Genomic DNA, 17788 nt, shown 5'->3' on the forward strand with positions numbered 1-17788 from the left:
ATGTGATTTCTGCTGTGAAACCGCACGTGATTTTGCGTGTTAATGGCTTGTTTGCACCTCTGAAGTAAACCCGTTAAGGGAAAACCCCTTTGTTTTTTTTAGGTTATCTAAACTCTTTTTTGATAGTTATTGGTTTTTCTATACTATACAAATACTTATGCTAAAAAATCTACACTTTCAATTCTAGGGCTAGTACTAGGGTTTGCATTTTCTTCAAGTGGAAGTGTTGCAGTGAAAGCAGTTAATACTAATAATACAGCGATAATCTTTTTCATAATTGATTTCTCCTTTTAAAAAAATATTTTAATTATTATAAACTTAGAGCTTCTAAGATTATTTTGTTTACACCTAGCTTCTTTAATTCGATTAAAGGTAGGCTTCTATAATAGTAGTCACCTGCTTTTTTAAACTGTTTAACAGATTCTACAAAGTAATCTTCATTTGGCTTTATAAGACCATGATAGTAGTAGTGAAAGCCTAATTGAAAGTCATTGGATATTTCTGTTTTAACACTTTCTAATAATCTTTCAGCTTCATGGAATTCATTAACTTTAATTAGATAGTAGATATACCCATGTATCTCATCAGGGGCATTATAAGGAGAAGTTCTACTAAAAAGTTCTGGCTTATTCCAGTAACAATAAGCAAAGTTTAAGCTTCTTTGCGACTTAGTTAATGCTCTATGTTGACCTAATTTCTGAAAATATTCTTTTGATTGTTTAAAGTGCATAACTGCAAGGTCGAGATTAGAGAAGGTGTAAGAATTTCCTATATTTCGTAAAGCGACACCTTTAGCCTTTTCTGTTACGGCATGCTCTAATACCATTTTCCCATAACTTCTACACTCATCTAAATTCTTTAAGTGAAGATGGACAGCTTGCATCACTAAACCAAGTCTTGAGATTAGTGATTTTTTAAAGTAATTTGTTTCAAGTTCTTCAACTTCTGCTCTCACTAATTCACTTAGTGTAGAAACCATTTCAAAATATTTTAAATCGTGATAGTTGTATAATTGAAAAATCTTGCGAAGTGCATTCAGTTCTTTAGTTTGGCAATTAATATAAGTTAACCTATTTGTTGCTTCTATTAAGCTCATATTCCCTTTCACTACTTCTTGGTCGATCCGATAAACTTCTGCCCATAATTGACTTTCTTTGTCTTCGGATAATGATAACTTCTCTATAAGTTGATCTAGTAAATCAGTCATACTATTATTTATTGCGTATTCTAAAGAGATTCTGGCCAAGTAAGTATTAGGGTCTAGGTTAATAATTGCTTCTTTAACGTCGTCTGCTGTAGAAAGAAAATCTATGATGTCTTGATTATTATCAACCATTTCTATCAGCCCTTTTGATCTGTTTTTTTGGAATTATTCCACAATTTCAATATAACACCAAGGTTTTACAGAAGTCAATGAAGTATATAGACTATAATTGGGTATTTTATCAAAACTTTATAATTTTTTGTAAAGTTTAACTATAGTAGATTGACAAAAATAAGAGTTAACACAATGACAAGGCCTGTATCAAAGTGGATACAGGCCTTGTCATTGTTTAGTCAACTACAGTAACTTCTTTTTCGAGGAAGTGTTCTGTATTTGAATTTTTGGTTTTGATACTAACTTTCACTGTATATTTTCCTGGCTGTTCTGGTGTATTCCAATTGATACGATCTGAGGAGGAGTAATTTTGTAAGATATTCCATTGATCGTTTTCATATACTTCAAACTTGTATTCTAATCCAATAATTTCTGAAGTAATAGCTTTTATAAGTGTATCTGAATTAGTAGTTAGGACACCACCGTCACCAATGACAATATCTTTAATTGGATGAGAAATGACATAATTCATCTCTTTTCTTTGATCAAAGCTCTTATTAGAATGTTTATCTTTGACGTCTACTCTTAGTTTGTAATTTCCAGCTTTAGAAGGTTTCCAGTTGACTTGTTTCGTTGAACTATAACTTTGTAAAGTCGACCATTTGGTACCGTCATGAACAGAAAATCTAAAGAGATGATCACCTTGTTTAGTAGTATCGGCTGCCAAGATAATATTTGTATCGATTTCACTTGGTGTAGATTGATCTGTAGAGAATGATTTTATCACTGCAGGTTCATAGATCGTAAACTGCAATGTTCTCTCTTGATCAAATGTCTTGTTCGATGACTTGTGTTTAACACGGGCTTTTACTTTATATGTTCCTGGTTTTGTCGGTTTCCAATTTAACTTTCTATCAGATGAGTAACTCTGTACTGTTCTCCACCGTTCACCGTCATGAACACGATATTGAATCAGATTGTTTGAACTACTATTTGTTGAAGTGGTCAAAATAATATTTGTGTTAATTGGCTGTGTTAATGATTTATCAGCCTTCAATGAGTTTATTCTAGCTGGTGCATAAACTCTATAATTTATTGTCCTTTCATGGTCACGTTTGTTTTTAGAAAGTCTATGTTTTACTTCGACTTTTATTTTATAGCTTCCGGATTTTGTTGGTTTCCATGTCAGCTTGTTATTCGAAGAATACTTCTGAACTGTTCTCCACTTGTTTCCATCATAAACAGAGAATTTGAATAAGTTATTTTTATTACTATTAGAAGACGCTGTCACTCTTACAGAAGTATTAGATGGCTGTGGACTTGTCTTATTCGTATTAACCGATTTAATTGATGCACGTTGGAAAACCGTATAATTTATAACCCTTTGATCTTCAAAGTTTTTCCTTGAACTTTTATTTCTTACTTCGACCTTAAGTTTGTAGGAACCTGGTTTAGTAGGCTTCCATTTTGCTGTCTTAGAAGAAGAATAGTTTCGGATTGTTGTCCATTTTTTACCGTCATGAACAGAAAATCTATACACTGGATTAGTACCAGCTGATGTATTAGCTGTAAGTGTTACCGTTGTATTAGCAGGTTGCGGGGAAGTTTTGTTAACTGTAACATTTCTTAGCTTACTCTCAAGTGAATAACCATTACTCTTAGCGATGCTATCAAAAGAATTTTTAGAGTGTGTAATAATAACAGGGGTATTCACTTTTACTTGATTAAATAACCAGCGAACTTCTTCGTTATGCATTCGAATACAGCCTGCACTTGCATAGGTTCCAATTGAGCTAGGATTATTATTACCGTGTATGGCGTATGTAGTTCCGTATGTACCTCTAGCATTTATTCCCAACCAGCGATCACCAAGTGGATTCCTAGGATCTCCCCCTGGTATATTACTCTTATAATAAGGACGATTTACAATTTTATTTACAATTTTAAATTTTCCTTCGGGTGTAAGAGAACGTTCTCTACCTGTAGCTACACTAAATGTTCGAATACGCTTTCCATCATTATAGAAAGCTAGTTGGTTTGTTGCTTTATTAATGATAATGAGTTGATTATTGCTATTAGCTTCTGTTATATGGCTCCAGGAAAACAAACCGAAAAGCATAATGAATATAATGACTAAATTTCTCATCCCAATCCCCCTTTTCCTCATTTAATAGTTTTTTAATGTTATAAAAATTATAATTAAAAATAGTAGGAAAATATATATAGAAAAAGAGAGAATGGTGAAAACCTTTCGACATTATAATGAAAATATTGGAATATTATCACTGATTTTGAACTATGGTGTCATTCGAATTGTCAGATGCAAAAAAGAAAGAGTAGACTTTGCCAATTATTGTTTAAATAGACCGTTATAGTACGATTTTCTTTTCTTGTTTGTGATACTAGATTCCCTTTATATTGATAAGACAAGTAGAAATAAAGGGAGTGATTGGATGTCTAGAAAAACCTTTGGCTATGGGGGCATCGCTGTAGTCTTGTTCATTATTGTTGGTGCCTTAACAGGGGTTATCTATCAACAAAGTAAAGAAAGCACATTAAATGTAACGGAAGCGAATGTAGAGGGTGTTTCTACTTCAGGTGAAGGAGCCTCGACTATAGAGGATACAAATAAGCAATCAAATGATGACAGTGCTATTGAAATAGAGATGGATAGGGTAAGGGAGGTTATTTCCGAATCACATAAAACGCTTAATGTTGCTGTTGGTTGGCAAGGTTACCGAGATTTTTCATGGGAAAATAAAAATAAAGAATTGCAATTTCTAGTAGATAATACAAAGCCTTTGTTAGAAGATATTGCAGATCAACATATCGAGCAAGATATATTAAACGTTATTGCTTGTATTGAAAAGGCAATAAATGATCAAGACGTAGAAGGAATTATTTTAGCTCACCGCATCATGCATGATCTGGATTATTATATTAATGGTAATGAAAGTGATGGAATTCTTTATCATGTAACCCATTACGGTACTGATCAAAATGTAGAGGAGTTATATTCATATATTCACTAAAAGTATTAATGGATTTAAAAAATAGGCTGACTGCATTTAGTTTCTAGTTTCTATAGAACATAATTGAGTCAGCCTAGTACATATTTAATCAACAATTATATAAGCTATCATCGGTCCATTTTGATCAATATGTGAGTGTGCAGTACAAATGAGTCGATAAACACCTTTTTCAGTAAAATGTAAATTCAGAATCGTTTCCTCGCCTTTTTTTACTGTTCCTTTTACATCAGTTCCTTCGATAATAAAGGGATGTTCCTTTCCATTTACCCCATAAATCGTAAGCTTAACTTTCTCATCTTTTGGAATATAGATCGTTCCAGGATCCCAACGGTAAGATTCGATTTCTTTCCCGTCTTCCGTTTTGGATTTAATTTCACTAGTAACCATGTGAATTTCAAATTCCTTTTCCTCTACTGATTGTGATCCTGCTTCGGTTACTGCTCTAGAATTAAAAATATACCAACTAAATCCAATAAATAGTACGGCAATAGCTAGAAAAAACCACTTCTTTTTAATGATAATTAACATGCATGCGCCCCCTTTAAATTATTGCTTAATAGACTATATGCATTGAGTAGGGGAGAACTTGTCTATTTTTTTATTTTTCGAGCTATTTATCTGATATAACTGGCGCTAATATCCCAATTCAAGCCTTTTACTTATGGGGTTTAGTGAATGAAAGAGCTAAAGGAATAGTCCCATGAACAGAACTATTCCTTTAATACGGTAGATGCAACTTGCATCTTTTGTAGCTTGAGACAATATTCATGGGTGATATCGAAATGAGTGGGTGTAGTGATCGCTGCAAAATATTTTAAGATTTTGGGGTTGTATTTATACCAATCGCTATCATCTAAAAAGCTATGCTCAACGTTATTCCATGCTGTTAATAGAGGAGGGCTATAGATTCCAGCTTCTTTAGTGGTACAAATCACGTTTGAAAGTGAGCGGCCAATGATATCCTCTTTAGAAAAAACATGTGGCCAAAAGTCACTTCTTGAGCCAGTGTGCTTTATAGAGTTCGCAAAAAATGTAATATCTTTTGAGAGGTTATCAATTCCAAATAAAATTGAATAAAGACGCTTTCCAATTTCGATTCTCTCTGATATATCTGAAAAGTGATGAACTGAAAAACCTGCTAATCTGATATTGTCGTTTTGATAGTGAAAAGGAAAAAGAACTTGAGTAAATTGTAAGAACTCCTGGGCTTGAAAAAGTAAAGTGTTTAGAACATTCTCTTGAAAAAAAGTGTTTTGTATTACACGTTTTTCAATGTATTGTTGTTCATTGATAATTAGAGAGATAGTAAGAAATTGAGAGTTTTCTTCTGATATAAAAAGTTCCCATACAGGTTGCATGAACAAAGAAACATTAAAGTGAGGTAATAAATGAAAAAAATTTTTATTTAGTTGTTTTCCTTTTTCATATAATAATAACTGTGGGTAAGCATCATGGAAGATAAGTGAATTAGCTCTTTCTAGAAACATGAAAAAGTCTTTTTGCTGCTTCTGTGATAAGAAATTTCGTAATAAGCTCCCCTTTAAGTCTGTCATATTCCATCCACCATTTCTGGAAACGAGATGTGCAAGTAAAGCCCAATGAACCTCTGGATGTTTTTTAAAGAATTCAAGGTAAGCTTTTGTTCGCGTGATGTTGTTTTTGTTAAGTTCACTTGTTCTGTTCTTAATCTCATTTACGATAAAAAGATTATTAGCATGGGGCACATGTGTGACTTTTTGAGTTGGCAATTGCTGTAGTTTTAAGTTTAAATGTTCAAGGAGTTCCTTGGGTATCTCCACTTTTCCCCAATTATATTTTGCTTTTGACTCATACTTATATTTTTTTAGTTTATGAGAAGTAAGAGCCAATACATTGAAAGGTATGCTAACCAGTTTTTTTAATGGATTTAACATTTTTTAAGCCTCCTTCTTAAGTATATGTACTAAGAAGGAGGGACGTTTTTATTTTTCATACCGCTTTTTGTAATTTTGGCTTCTTTTTATTAGATAGGAAGCTGTGTAAAGCCATACCAGTCATAATCATTAATACTCCTAGTAAAGCTAAATAATGTGGAACAGGTGAAGCTAACAACAACATATCACCTAACATAACGAAAATTACTTGGGTTGACTGTGTTGCCTCTACTGCACCAAGCTTTTCAGGGGAATTTTTCACTAGATCGGTGGCAAAAAAGAACAAAGAGGTTGCCATAACACCAGAACAAATAGCTACGATAAAAGTTTGCTGTACTTGAATGATACTTGGGGGGCCAACAGTAAATAAGCCATAAACTGCTAACAGTAACCAAAACGGTGTGCTAGCTATGGTCATCCCGAGTATTCGCTGAAAAGTGTCTAATCGGTTATCACACACTTCCATCATTTTTCGGTTTCCTAAAGGGTAAGCAAAAGTTGCAATTATAACAGGAAAGAAGCCAAACAATAAAATGTCTAAACTAGAATGCTGAAATTGTGTACTTTGTATAAATAAAATTCCTATAAAGATAATAGAAGAAATCATTAAAGCTTTTTTCGGTATTTTATTTCTGACTTTTTTTAGACCGTGATCTGTTAGTACTGTTGTAGTAAACAAAGGAGTTAGAAGTAAACCTGCGATAATGGTAAACTGCCATGTTCCAGCAATTAGCCAACTAGGACCATATGCTGCTGCAAAAGTAATCGGGGCATAGAAAAGAACAAACCCGACAAAACTCCACAAAACCCATATCCAAATATTTTGCTTCATTTCTAAAAATAATGGTTTTAAATTGCTTCTAAAATAAACAATTAATAAGAAGAAAGGTAACATGAAAAGAAAACGTAGTGACGCACTCCAAATCCAATTTCCTCCTGAAAGTTCCATTGAGCGATTAAGTATAAATGTAAATGCAAAAAAGAACGAAGAAAGGACCCCGATTATAATAGCCTTCATTTAAACACCAACCTGTTGTTAGTATGATATAACAAACGATACGTATATTATATTATACATAACGTTTCGAAAAATGAAATGGGTAATGTGATATAATTATAGTTCGAGTTACTAAATAATTTTAAGGTGAGGTTTTTTTATGTATGAATTACTGAAAACAATTACTTCTTTACATGGACCTTGTGGGTACGAACAACCAATTACAAAGTGGATTAAAGATACAGTAAAGGAGTTGGTTGATGAGGTAACAGTTGATGGTCTCGGTAATGTAATTGCGCGTAAAAAAGGAAGTACACTTGGTCCAAAAACGATAATAACTGCTCATATGGATGAGATTGGGTTCATCGTAAAAAAAATTGAGGAAAATGGCTTAATCCGTTTCGAAAAATTGGGCGGACATGATGACAGAATACTCCTTGCTCAAAAAGTACAAGTTCGAACAAAGACAGGATTACTTACTGGAGTTATTGGTACGATTTCTGCTCATTTTGCCAAATTTGATGACCCAAAGAAAGTTCGTAATCATCGTCAGTTATACATTGATATAGGTGCATCTTCTAAAGAAGCAGCAGAGCAATTAGGAGTAGAGATTGGAAATCCAATTACGTGGTCACCGTCAATGGAGTATTTAGGAAATGAGCAAACAGGAAGATTAGTTGGTAAAGGCTTTGATGATCGAGCAGGTTGTGCAGTAATTATCGAAACATTACGAGAGCTTCAGGGTGTAAGCTTTGCAGGTGAAGTGATCGCTATTTTTACTGTTCAAGAGGAAGTAGGGCTTAGGGGTGCTCAAGTTGCGGCAAGAAATGTAGAAGCTGATGTAGCGATTGCTGTTGATACGACAGCTGTTAGCGATACGCCAGAAGAAACGATGGATCAAACACTTCATTTAGGTGGTGGGACAGGGATTAAGGTAATCGATTTTAGCTTAATCGCACATCCAACCGTCAAAGAGAAGTTACTTAACCTTGCAAATGAACGAAACATCAATTTTCAACATGAAGTCTTTCCCGGTATAGGAACAGATGGTGGTGCAGTAAGCTTAGCCAATAAGGGAATCCCAACAGGTGTATTGTCAATACCATCACGATATGCCCACTCACCAGTAGAAGTAATCGATATGGCTGACCTGTTGGCAACAAAAGATCTGTTAAGAGAATTCATTACTTCATTAAACGAAGATACAGATTTTTCTTTTATTTAAACCGTGATTATTCTTCAATCCATACGGGACGTCGTTAAGCGATAATTATAAAGTGTCTACCCTAATAAAGTGATACGTAGATATTACTGATATTTTGTATTACTATAACGGGGCTGACACTTTTTTGTTGCAGATTTGTACAAATTCCTCTCATTTTTCTGGTCTTATTACATATATTTTGGAGAAAAGCGATGTATGAGGGGGGAAGAATTTTTGTCAAATCCAACATTAATTAATCCGTGGGAAGAACATCTTTTTTGGCTAGAGATTTTACAAGATCATGCTTATTTTGTTAGAGATCACTTGTCTCCTAGTGAGGGGCAGTGGGTTCAGCTCGCTAATGACTATATTCAAGCGTTTGCAGAAATACTTAATCGTCTTCAACAATTGGATCAACGTTTGTCAGTCTCTTCACCTGAAATGATAGAATTTTCAAGGTTGGCTCACGAGATAACTAACAGATACTACCAATTTGAAAGCTATATGCAGTATTTACGTCTCCAAAATCAAATAAACCTTAACTTAACCCCGACCTATTTAAATGGGACTCTAAGTGAAAACCGAGAATATTTACGTATTCTCACTTATTATGTTCAAGGCCAAGATTACCCTCCACTTCCGCTTATTGATCTCCTGGATCTATGGTTAGAAGATCAAGTGGGTCATTTAGTACTTCTAAGAAATATATTGGATCCAATAGAAGTAGGACTTACTAGTCAAGCCGATCTCTACATTACAGTGTTTAGAGGATTTATATTGCAAAACTTTCATATTAAAGGCTTTTTAAAAGTCATGCCGCATGGGTTGCCCCGTTTAGATCGATTAGCTCGAGAAGTAGGAGAAGCAACATTAGAAACTAATGAGTTTATTAGACAAGTCGTTGAAATGTATAAAGGAACAGAAGTATTAACTCGAACAACATTACGCTTTTTTGAACATCATTTTCCAGAAACATGTTATTTTATAAAACAATTAAGCAAATTTGCACCAGAGTTAACTGAAGAAGCCATGCAATGTTCATTAATAAAGCTATCTTTTCCGATAGGCCAGTAGGTGAAATGTAGTACCTCCATAATAATGGAGGTTTTTTTATTGGTTGGAAAATCCTTTGTACATGATTATCCTCCTTTTGGAAATAGTAGTAATACAGCGGAATAATGGGGGTATTTTCCTTGAAGAGAAGAATTAAAAGACGCAACCAAGAAGTAAAAGACAGAAGTCTTCAAGACGAAAATTACTATGAGAAAAATGTTACTTTCATTAAAAACGCTTTTTCCTATCCAGAAAACACAGATCTGACATGTAGGAACATAAGGTTAAGAGACATATATGTAGATGCAACGTTGTTTTTTGTTAATGGTATGGTCGATTATGATGCAGTACAGCTTCATATTATTAAACCTTTACAAGAGATACAGCTCGTCTATGAACCGACAGAAGAGTTGGAACCCTTTTTAATAGAAAGTGTGTTATCCGCAAAAGAGGCGAAGGTAGTAAAGGACCAAAAAGAGTTCCTTACAGCATTAATTGGCGGACAAACATTGCTGTTTATAAAAGGGGTAAACAGCGCGATATCGATTGCGACTACTTCGTTTGAACATCGAGGCATAGAGCATCCTCAAACAGAAAATGTCATTAAAGGGCCGATGGATTCCTTTACAGAATCGGCTTCTGTCAATCGGTCACTCATTCGAAAGCAACTAAAAAATGTTGACCTAGTAACGGAAGAGCTAACAGTTGGAAATCATGCGCTTCAAACGGTTTCTGTTATGTATATTGGTTCTTTAGTCAATGAAGAGTTATTAGAGAATGTCCGTGACCGAATTTCTCAAATCGATGTTGATGCGGTTCAAGGTTTAGCTATACTTGAACAACATATTGAGGAGAGACCTTACTCGCTAATACCTTCAACCTTGTATAGTGAACGCCCCGATAGAGCTAGTGCTTTTTTAAATGAAGGGCATATCGTTTTATTAATGGATAATTCCCCAGCCTGTTTAGTCGTACCGATCACATTTTGGGGGCTATTTCATACAGCTGAAGATTATTATCACAGATGGGCTTTTGGCAATTTTATAAGACTGATTCGCTTGGTTTCGTTATTCATTGCGTTACTAGTTCCTTCACTATATATTGCGATATCTAATTATCATATTGAGATGTTTCCAACCGATTTATTATTAGCGATTGCAGCGACAAGAGAACGAGTTCCATTTCCAGCGATTATCGAAGTTATTATGATGGAAATCTCATTTGAATTAATTCGAGAAGCTGGTATTCGAATACCTACACCAATAGGACCGACAATTGGGATTGTAGGTGCACTTATATTGGGACAAGCCGCAGTAGAAGCAGGTATCATCAGCCCTATTCTTGTAATAGTTGTTGCGATAACGGGCTTAGCTTCGTTTGCCATACCAGATATAAGTATGAATTTTACTATAAGAATTACACGCTTTATCGTATTATTCTTTGCTGCAACAATGGGTTTTTTTGGAATAGGTATCTTTCTCGTTTTTGCAATTGCTTATGCAAATAATGCTAAATCATTTGGAGTCCCATTTTTCTCACCAATGGCACCGCATACTCGATCCTCTAAGGATATGATTGTAAGGCCACCAGTATGGAAACAATGGTTACGTCCATTTTATGTATTCCCAAAAGAGAAAGTTAGAGGTACCGAACCGAGGGGGAAATGATATGCTTCAACCAGCAGATGGAAAAGTAGGTACAAGAGAACTTTTTGCAATTATGTCCATTTCAATAGGCATAAAATTGTCAGATGGTACACCTATGCTACTGCTAGAAGCTGGAAAAAATGCGACTTGGGTTTTACCTCTGGTAGCAGGAGCTATCATACTGGTACCAACTTTACTCATTTTGTCACTCTTGAAAGAATATAAAAACAAAAACTTAGTTGATATTGTTTTTATTGTAACAGGCAAGTATATAGGATTTATCATTTGTGTCATTATTCTTTTAGCGATGGTTTTTGCAAATGCATTAAATCAGCGGACAACAGCTGACATTATTAGTACCATGTTCTTTCCAACAACCCCCATCCTTATCGTTTTCCTTTTGTTAATAGGGAGCAGCTACGTTGTTGCGAGAGTTGGAATAGAAGCTGTGGGAAGGACGGCTTGGGTCGTTCTCCCTTATATTAAAATTGTTTTGTTTATGTTATTTGTGCTGCTTATTAATGAGATCCATATTGAATTTTTATTCCCAATAGCGGGACCTGGGTTGGACGTTTTAATAAAGGAATCGTTTTCCTATCATACAATTTTTTTTGAATTTATTTTAATTGCATTATTTTTCCCCTGGGTTAGAGACCATAAAAGTTATAAGACAGCTACATTACTTGCCGTTGGGTTTATCGTGGTGGAAATGACAGTAACAATGGCCTATTTCGTCATGATGTTTGATTACCCACAAATCTCACATGTAGCATATCCGTTTCAACAACTCACAAAAGTATTAGAGGTAGGAACTATTGTCACAAGCTATGAGGGGTTCTTCTTAGGGTTTTGGATTATGGCTTCAGTAGTTAGGTTTTCTATCTATTTGTTACTTTCTGCATTTATCGTCTGTTCCATGTTTCAGTTAAAAGATTTTCAACCAATCTTATTACCATTCGCTTGTCTTACTTTGTTAATTGGATTAATTCCAGAAAATCCAACGGAAACGACTTTTTTTTTGAGAGATGTATTTTTACTTCAATTGAGTTGGTATTTTGTAACGGTGCTGCCTATCCTTCTATGGATAACATATAAAGTAAAGGAACGATTCAATGGTTAAGCGATGGCCACTTCTTATAATATTGATTATCTTCATCATGCTAATGGGGTGTTGGGATCGGCATGATTTAGAGGAGTTAGCTTATATTATTGCGATTGGAATTGATAAAAGTGAAGATTATGGGATGAAAATAACTTATCAAATCGCGAATCCTGAAGCTAGTGGAGTTGCTAATGGTGCAACAGATGAGGCTGCTTCAGATATTATTACGGTAAACGCCCCAGACTTTATTTCTGCTCGAGATATGCTTGTTTCCTTTGTTTCAAGAGAAGCAAATTTTACTCATATGAAGGTACTAGTCGTCAGTGAAGAAATAGCGAGGGGAGAAGAACTTGTTGATTATATTAAGCCTGCTGTGAGAGAGAGGGAATTTGATCGAAAAATAACTTTTATTGTATGTCGTGAAAAAGCTGCTGATTATTTGAGAAAAAATGATCCAACATTAGAGACGAGACCGCATAAATTTTTTGAACTTATGACCGATCGCTGGGAAGAAACGGGGTTAATCCCAGACTCGACTTTAAATGAGTATTTACACAGACTTGAGGAAGATGCTGGACTATTTTTAGCAACGTATAGTACGGCAGAAAAGGTCGAAACCGAAAAAAATGGAATGGAAGATGAGTATACAGCGGGACAAATTGAGAAAGAAGGAGGAAATCCTGTTCAGACGATCGGTTCGGCTGTAATAAAAGAAGGAAAAATGATTGGAACATTGACTGGTGAGGAAACGAGGATTGCACTTGTTTTACGACCTTATATTGAGGTAGGTACAATGGTAGTCACTTATGATGATCCACTCGCTGAAGGAAAACATATTACCGCGAGAGTTTATAGTGAAGAGCGAACAAAGATCAGTATAAATACTCAACAACAAAATCCGATTGTTGATGTAGAAATACCGATTATATTAGAAATTCTTACAATCACTAGTCATATTGATTATATTCAAGATTTAGAAAAGCAAGATTTACTCAAGAGACATATTAAAGAGAAATATCTTGAGGTAGCTGGTGAGTTTATAAAAAGAACACAGCAACAATTTAAAGCGGATCCATTTCGTTGGTCGCTTATTGCGAGAAAAAACTTCCTTACTCTGCAAGAATACTGGAATTATGACTGGATGAATTCCTACCCGAATGCGCAAGTAAATCTAGATGTAAAAGTTCAAATTAGAGAATACGGGAAACAACTAAGGCCGCCTAATATTGAATTGATTAAGGATTGAGATTATGGAGTGGATACTTATACCAATTTCGTTTTTTTGTGCTTATTATACGATCATGTATGCTCGTTCTCTTTTTGACGATAAAGAACAGCGAGGGTTTGTCGTATTTCTTATTCTCCTATGTATTCCGCTAGTTGTTTTACCTCTATGGTTGTATATGCGAGTATAGCCTTGAAATAAGATTTACACGAACAATAGAAATAAATGCATATGGATAAACAAGAAGAAGTTAATCCATATTATGAATATAAAAGATAGACGATAAAGGAGAACGATATGGATTACTTATCAAGAGAAACGATACTAAATGAAATGAACGAATCTTTAAGGCAAATTATGGATAAGCATAATGTTGACGATATTGGCATTTTCGAGGAACAAGGTGAAGGCAATCATTATTACATAGGGTACACGATTCGTAAAGATGGTGAAGTTTTTATGACACACACGCCATATGTAATCAATGATGAAGGTCTTCTTAGACCAGAAAAACAAGAGTGGGTTATAGAAACCGATGAAGGCGATATGAGAGGATTTTCTTCATTAGAAGAAGTATTTGAAGAAATGGATAAAGGGTTTGAACATTAGGTTTTAAAAGAAGTTGGCCACACTATGAGTCAACTTCTTTTTTCTTTTTGCATATATTTATCAAATAGGTATACCAATATTTTCTAACTTAACTATATAATAAATAAAAATTAAATAATGATGGAGAGGGAATAGGGTGAAGAGAGTAAAGAGGCTCGTGTTGCTGATATTGAGTGGTGTAGCTGTTTTTGTATTTACCGTATTATCTGTTTCTGCAATTGTCTATTCGCCTGAATATATGATGAGAATTATGCTTTATAGAGAGTCAGATATTAAAGACTATCTTGTCTTCGATGCAAAGCCAATAAAAAAAAGTGAAGAAACTTACTTTTATAAAAGAACAAATAATAGCGCATTAGGGACTGAGCTTATTACATATCAAGCCAATGGTAAACCAGTGCAAAAAGAATTAGAAGGGCTTTTAGAAGAAAATGAAACTACAGCCTTTATTGTTGTTACCGAAGATGAATTGATCTATGAGAATTACTTTAATGGTCATGAAAGAGATTCTATTAATACTTCATTTTCTGCAGCTAAATCTATTGTTTCCCTCTTAATCGGCATAGCCATTGATGAAGGGTATATTAAAAGTTCAAATGAGTCAATTTCAAATTATATTGAAGAATTTCAAGGAACAGAGTTCGCAGCTATTACAATTGAAGATCTATTAACTATGCGGTCACCAATCAAATATAGAGAAGGAATGGCATGGATAGGCGATGATGCCAAAACATACTATATGCCTAATTTAAGAAGGTTAGCCTTGTTGCATACAGAAGTTGACAGTACTAGGGGTGAAAATTTTCACTACAATAATTATCATCCATTATTGCTTGGTATTATTTTAGAACGATCCACAGGTGTGTCAGTTTCAGAATTTATGGAAATAAAACTTTGGTCTAAACTAGGAACTGAGTTTGGTGCCACATGGAGTATAGATAGCCAAGAGAGCTATTTCGAAAAAATGGAAAGTGGAATTAATGCACGTGCTATAGATTTTGCTAAAATAGGTAGCCTTGTTCTTCATAATGGGACATGGAATGGACAAGAGATTAATAGTAAAGAATGGTTATCTAAATCCATTTCAAAAGAGAAAATTAGTAGTGAAGATTACATAGGCTCATTTTTGGAAGGGAAAGGAACTCAATATGGTTACATGTGGTACAGCGTAAAAAATGATGAAGAAGATATAGATGTTTATGCGATAGGTAAGTTTGGACAAATTATTTATATTTCCCCTCGATTTAATACAGTTATTGTTCGACATGGAAGTGGAACGGGGGAAGTCGAGTGGTGGCCGAATGTTTTAAGGCAAATTACCGAAAAATTAAATCAATAACAATAAACTCTTGTGCCTATTTTGGCACAAGAGTTTTATATAATTCAATACTATACAAGCTCAGGTACTTTTGTGTGTAACGGTGGGACAATGAGCCAGCCTTTTTCCTTTTGCATTTTAAGCATTCGAAGCCCGTATTGGGCCTTTTCAACATGATACTTGCCTGCCATCATAGCAACGTCTTCACGAGTACTTTGCCCCATAATTTTACTTAGCGCTACAAGACCTGCGGCAATATTCATACTGATTGCGTTAGCGATTTCTGGATCGTTAAACCTCGCTCCAGCAGGTATATCTTCAATATTTGCTTTTGCACGTTCAGGAGGTGCTGGAGGAATAGCGATTCCATTATCTTTTAAAACCGTTTCAATTTCTTGTGCTTGTGGCTTCATTGCACTGTTAATTTTATCTTCAATAAATTTCCGAAGATCATCATCACCTGTATGATTATAGAGTGTCTGATATTCTGCAATATGTGAATTAACTCCCGCTAAATATGCCCATAAACTAGAAACTTCCCCATAGTGTAGAGGCTCTTCTTTTTGATTTCCGCTTAAGATGCCCATTCAAAATCCCCCTTTGTTTTTCGTACAAAGATAGTATGATCAGCCAATCGTTCAGTTATGAAAGGGAATAAGTAAAAAAGAGATGGTAAGAAGAATATTGGTATAGATAAAGCCTAACTAATCATTAGTAAATGTATTGGGAAAATTAAAATTTCAAATAATGGAAAGTGTGTGAATATTTCTGTTTTCGAAGGATTTTCCAATTCCCTACATAATGGGACATTTCTATGGGGACTAATAACAAAAACCTTTAATACAAAGGAGTTTGTCGCGATTGTTTTGGAAATGGTATTTACAAAAAGTTAAACAGTCAGCTGGAACTCAACCAAAGGATAAAATTTATTCTAACCCAGAAATGAAGCAGCCAATTACCATTGATGCCATTTCTTTCAGCTTTCAGGACGTAGATGATCTCGTATTGAAAGAGATTCAGGTAGGAAATCAAAAAGCGACTATTATTTATCTAGATACAATTGTAGATACAACGTTATTACATCAAGTGGTATTTAATCCAATCAATGAAGCACAGATAGGTCAACAACCTACTGAGATTTTTAAAAACCTAGAAACTGTTGAACATAATGAATTACCTAAGCTCCTCCACGATATTTTGAGTGGATTTACAGTACTCATATTTGAACGAGACCACCTTGTTATAAAGATTGATACGTTTAATGTGCCAGAACGATCGATTACAGCACCAGAAAACGAAACAACGGTTCTAGGACCTCAAGATTCATTTGTGGAAAGTTTACAAACCAATATTTCATTAATTAAGCGAAGAATTCGTTCACCTTATTTAAAATCGAAGTCATTATTATTAGGAACGGAAACGAAAAATACGGTGAGTGTATTGTATTTAGGTAATATTGCAAATGATGAAAATGTAAAACGTGTTTTAAACCGTTTAAAAAACATAGAGTATCACGGATTTATTGGTATGCCCGTTCTTAAGCAAGCGCTTGAGGACAAGCCATTCTCTCCCTTTCCACAGTTTGGAATTACAGTTCGTACAGATAATGTTATTAATGAATTGTTGAATGGAAAAGTTATCGTCATGATGAATGGAAGTCCAGAAGCAGCCATATTACCAGCGACATTTTTTGAGTTATTTGTTACTCCAGAAGATTATTATAACCGGTGGACTACAGCAACCTTACTACGAACTTTAAGGCTAGCAGGTTTTTTTATATCGATACTACTAACCTCCTCGTATGTATCGGTGTTAACTTTTCATCCTGAGATGTTGCCACAGCAGTTATTAACTTTATTAGCAGAATCGAGATCACAAGTGCCGTTTCCACCAGTCATAGAAGTCCTCGTTATTGAGTTAGTCATCGAAGTTCTCCGTGAGGCTGGTGCACGAATGCCGACAAAAATTGGACAGACAATTGGTATCGTTGGTGGGATAGTTATAGGAACGGCAGCAGTGGAAGCAGGACTGGCTAGTAATATCTTAATTGTATTAGTTGCTATCTCTGCTCTACTTTCATTTATTCCACCGAATTTCATGATGAGTAACGCGATTCGATTTATTCGGTATTTATTTATTTTTGCAGCAGGTGCTCTTGGAATGTTTGGTCAGATGCTTACGTTAGCTTGGCTATTCAATCATTTATCTAATTTAACTTCTCTTGGTTCCCCCTTTATTACACCCGGAGTTCCAAGAAAGTGGTCTGATTTATTGAACAGTATTCTACGTGCACCAGGAAACTTTTTTATGCAGAGGCCTGGAATATCTAGGGCGAAGAAAGATCTCGTTCGTCCATTAGATGAGGAGTAGA

16 protein-coding genes are annotated in these 17788 nt (G+C 34.8%); 10 read left to right on the forward strand and 6 right to left on the reverse strand.

Annotated elements, in window-relative coordinates; translation table 11 throughout:
- Positions 1-310: 310 nt before the first annotated feature.
- Both GKP30_RS09985 and GKP30_RS23885 read right to left on the reverse strand, forming a co-directional pair.
- Positions 311-1336 (reverse strand): AimR family lysis-lysogeny pheromone receptor, encoded by a 1026-nt coding sequence (locus GKP30_RS09985; protein WP_216829296.1) that lies wholly within the window; start codon positions 1334-1336, stop codon positions 311-313.
- A 217-nt stretch (positions 1337-1553) separates the two neighbouring features.
- Complete coding sequence (locus tag GKP30_RS23885) at positions 1554-3464, reverse strand: triple tyrosine motif-containing protein (protein ID WP_216829297.1); 1911 nt, start codon at positions 3462-3464, stop codon at positions 1554-1556.
- Positions 3465-3771: 307 nt separating this feature from the next.
- Between GKP30_RS23885 and GKP30_RS09995 the strand changes: the two genes are divergently transcribed.
- Positions 3772-4350, forward strand: a complete 579-nt coding sequence (locus tag GKP30_RS09995) for a hypothetical protein (protein WP_216829298.1) — start codon at positions 3772-3774, stop codon at positions 4348-4350.
- 84 nt (positions 4351-4434) lie between these two features.
- Here the strand turns inward: GKP30_RS09995 and GKP30_RS10000 are convergent, their stop codons facing one another.
- The 3 genes from GKP30_RS10000 to GKP30_RS10010 form a co-directional block, all read right to left on the reverse strand.
- Positions 4435-4878, reverse strand: a complete 444-nt coding sequence (locus tag GKP30_RS10000) for a cupredoxin domain-containing protein (RefSeq protein WP_216829299.1) — start codon at positions 4876-4878, stop codon at positions 4435-4437.
- Positions 4879-5060: 182 nt separating this feature from the next.
- The gene (locus GKP30_RS10005; protein WP_216829300.1) at positions 5061-6263 is read right to left on the reverse strand and encodes a DUF2515 domain-containing protein; all 1203 of its coding nucleotides are present in this window, start codon (positions 6261-6263) and stop codon (positions 5061-5063) included.
- 55 nt (positions 6264-6318) lie between these two features.
- Positions 6319-7281, reverse strand: coding sequence for a DMT family transporter (locus GKP30_RS10010; RefSeq protein ID WP_216829301.1), 963 nt, complete (start codon positions 7279-7281; stop codon positions 6319-6321).
- 139 nt (positions 7282-7420) lie between these two features.
- On the opposite strand from GKP30_RS10010, the gene GKP30_RS10015 reads away from it, so the two are divergent.
- The 8 genes from GKP30_RS10015 (at position 7421) to GKP30_RS10050 (ending at position 15438) form a co-directional block, all read left to right on the forward strand.
- Positions 7421-8485 (forward strand): M42 family metallopeptidase, encoded by a 1065-nt coding sequence (locus GKP30_RS10015; RefSeq protein ID WP_216829302.1) that lies wholly within the window; start codon positions 7421-7423, stop codon positions 8483-8485.
- A 213-nt stretch (positions 8486-8698) separates the two neighbouring features.
- Complete coding sequence (locus GKP30_RS10020; RefSeq protein WP_236035009.1) at positions 8699-9538, forward strand: DUF2935 domain-containing protein; 840 nt, start codon at positions 8699-8701, stop codon at positions 9536-9538.
- Between the two features lie 119 nt (positions 9539-9657).
- Complete coding sequence (locus GKP30_RS10025) at positions 9658-11184, forward strand: spore germination protein (protein WP_236035010.1); 1527 nt, start codon at positions 9658-9660, stop codon at positions 11182-11184.
- A gap of 1 nt (position 11185) precedes the next feature.
- Complete coding sequence (locus GKP30_RS10030) at positions 11186-12283, forward strand: GerAB/ArcD/ProY family transporter (protein ID WP_216829305.1); 1098 nt, start codon at positions 11186-11188, stop codon at positions 12281-12283.
- The gene (locus GKP30_RS10035; RefSeq protein ID WP_216829306.1) at positions 12276-13511 is read left to right on the forward strand and encodes a Ger(x)C family spore germination protein; all 1236 of its coding nucleotides are present in this window, start codon (positions 12276-12278) and stop codon (positions 13509-13511) included. Before GKP30_RS10030 ends, GKP30_RS10035 begins: the two co-directional genes overlap by 8 nt.
- Before the next feature lie 4 nt (positions 13512-13515).
- Positions 13516-13680 carry a hypothetical protein gene (locus GKP30_RS10040; protein ID WP_216829307.1) on the forward strand — a complete coding sequence of 55 codons (165 nt, stop codon included), beginning with the start codon at positions 13516-13518 and terminating at the stop codon, positions 13678-13680.
- 107 nt (positions 13681-13787) lie between these two features.
- A complete protein-coding gene (locus tag GKP30_RS10045) occupies positions 13788-14099 on the forward strand; it encodes a DUF5634 family protein (protein WP_216829308.1) in 312 nt (103 codons plus the stop codon).
- Between the two features lie 136 nt (positions 14100-14235).
- On the forward strand, positions 14236-15438 hold the full coding sequence (locus tag GKP30_RS10050; RefSeq protein ID WP_216829309.1) for a serine hydrolase domain-containing protein: 1203 nt from the start codon (positions 14236-14238) through the stop codon (positions 15436-15438).
- A gap of 50 nt (positions 15439-15488) precedes the next feature.
- Here the strand turns inward: GKP30_RS10050 and GKP30_RS10055 are convergent, their stop codons facing one another.
- A complete protein-coding gene (locus GKP30_RS10055; protein ID WP_216829310.1) occupies positions 15489-16004 on the reverse strand; it encodes a DUF3231 family protein in 516 nt (171 codons plus the stop codon).
- A 274-nt stretch (positions 16005-16278) separates the two neighbouring features.
- Between GKP30_RS10055 and GKP30_RS10060 the strand changes: the two genes are divergently transcribed.
- Complete coding sequence (locus GKP30_RS10060) at positions 16279-17787, forward strand: spore germination protein (protein WP_216829311.1); 1509 nt, start codon at positions 16279-16281, stop codon at positions 17785-17787.
- Position 17788: the final 1 nt, after the last annotated feature.

Source organism: Alkalihalobacterium elongatum (assembly GCF_019024285.1).
Lineage (GTDB): Bacteria > Bacillota > Bacilli > Bacillales > Bacillaceae_F > Alkalihalobacterium > Alkalihalobacterium elongatum.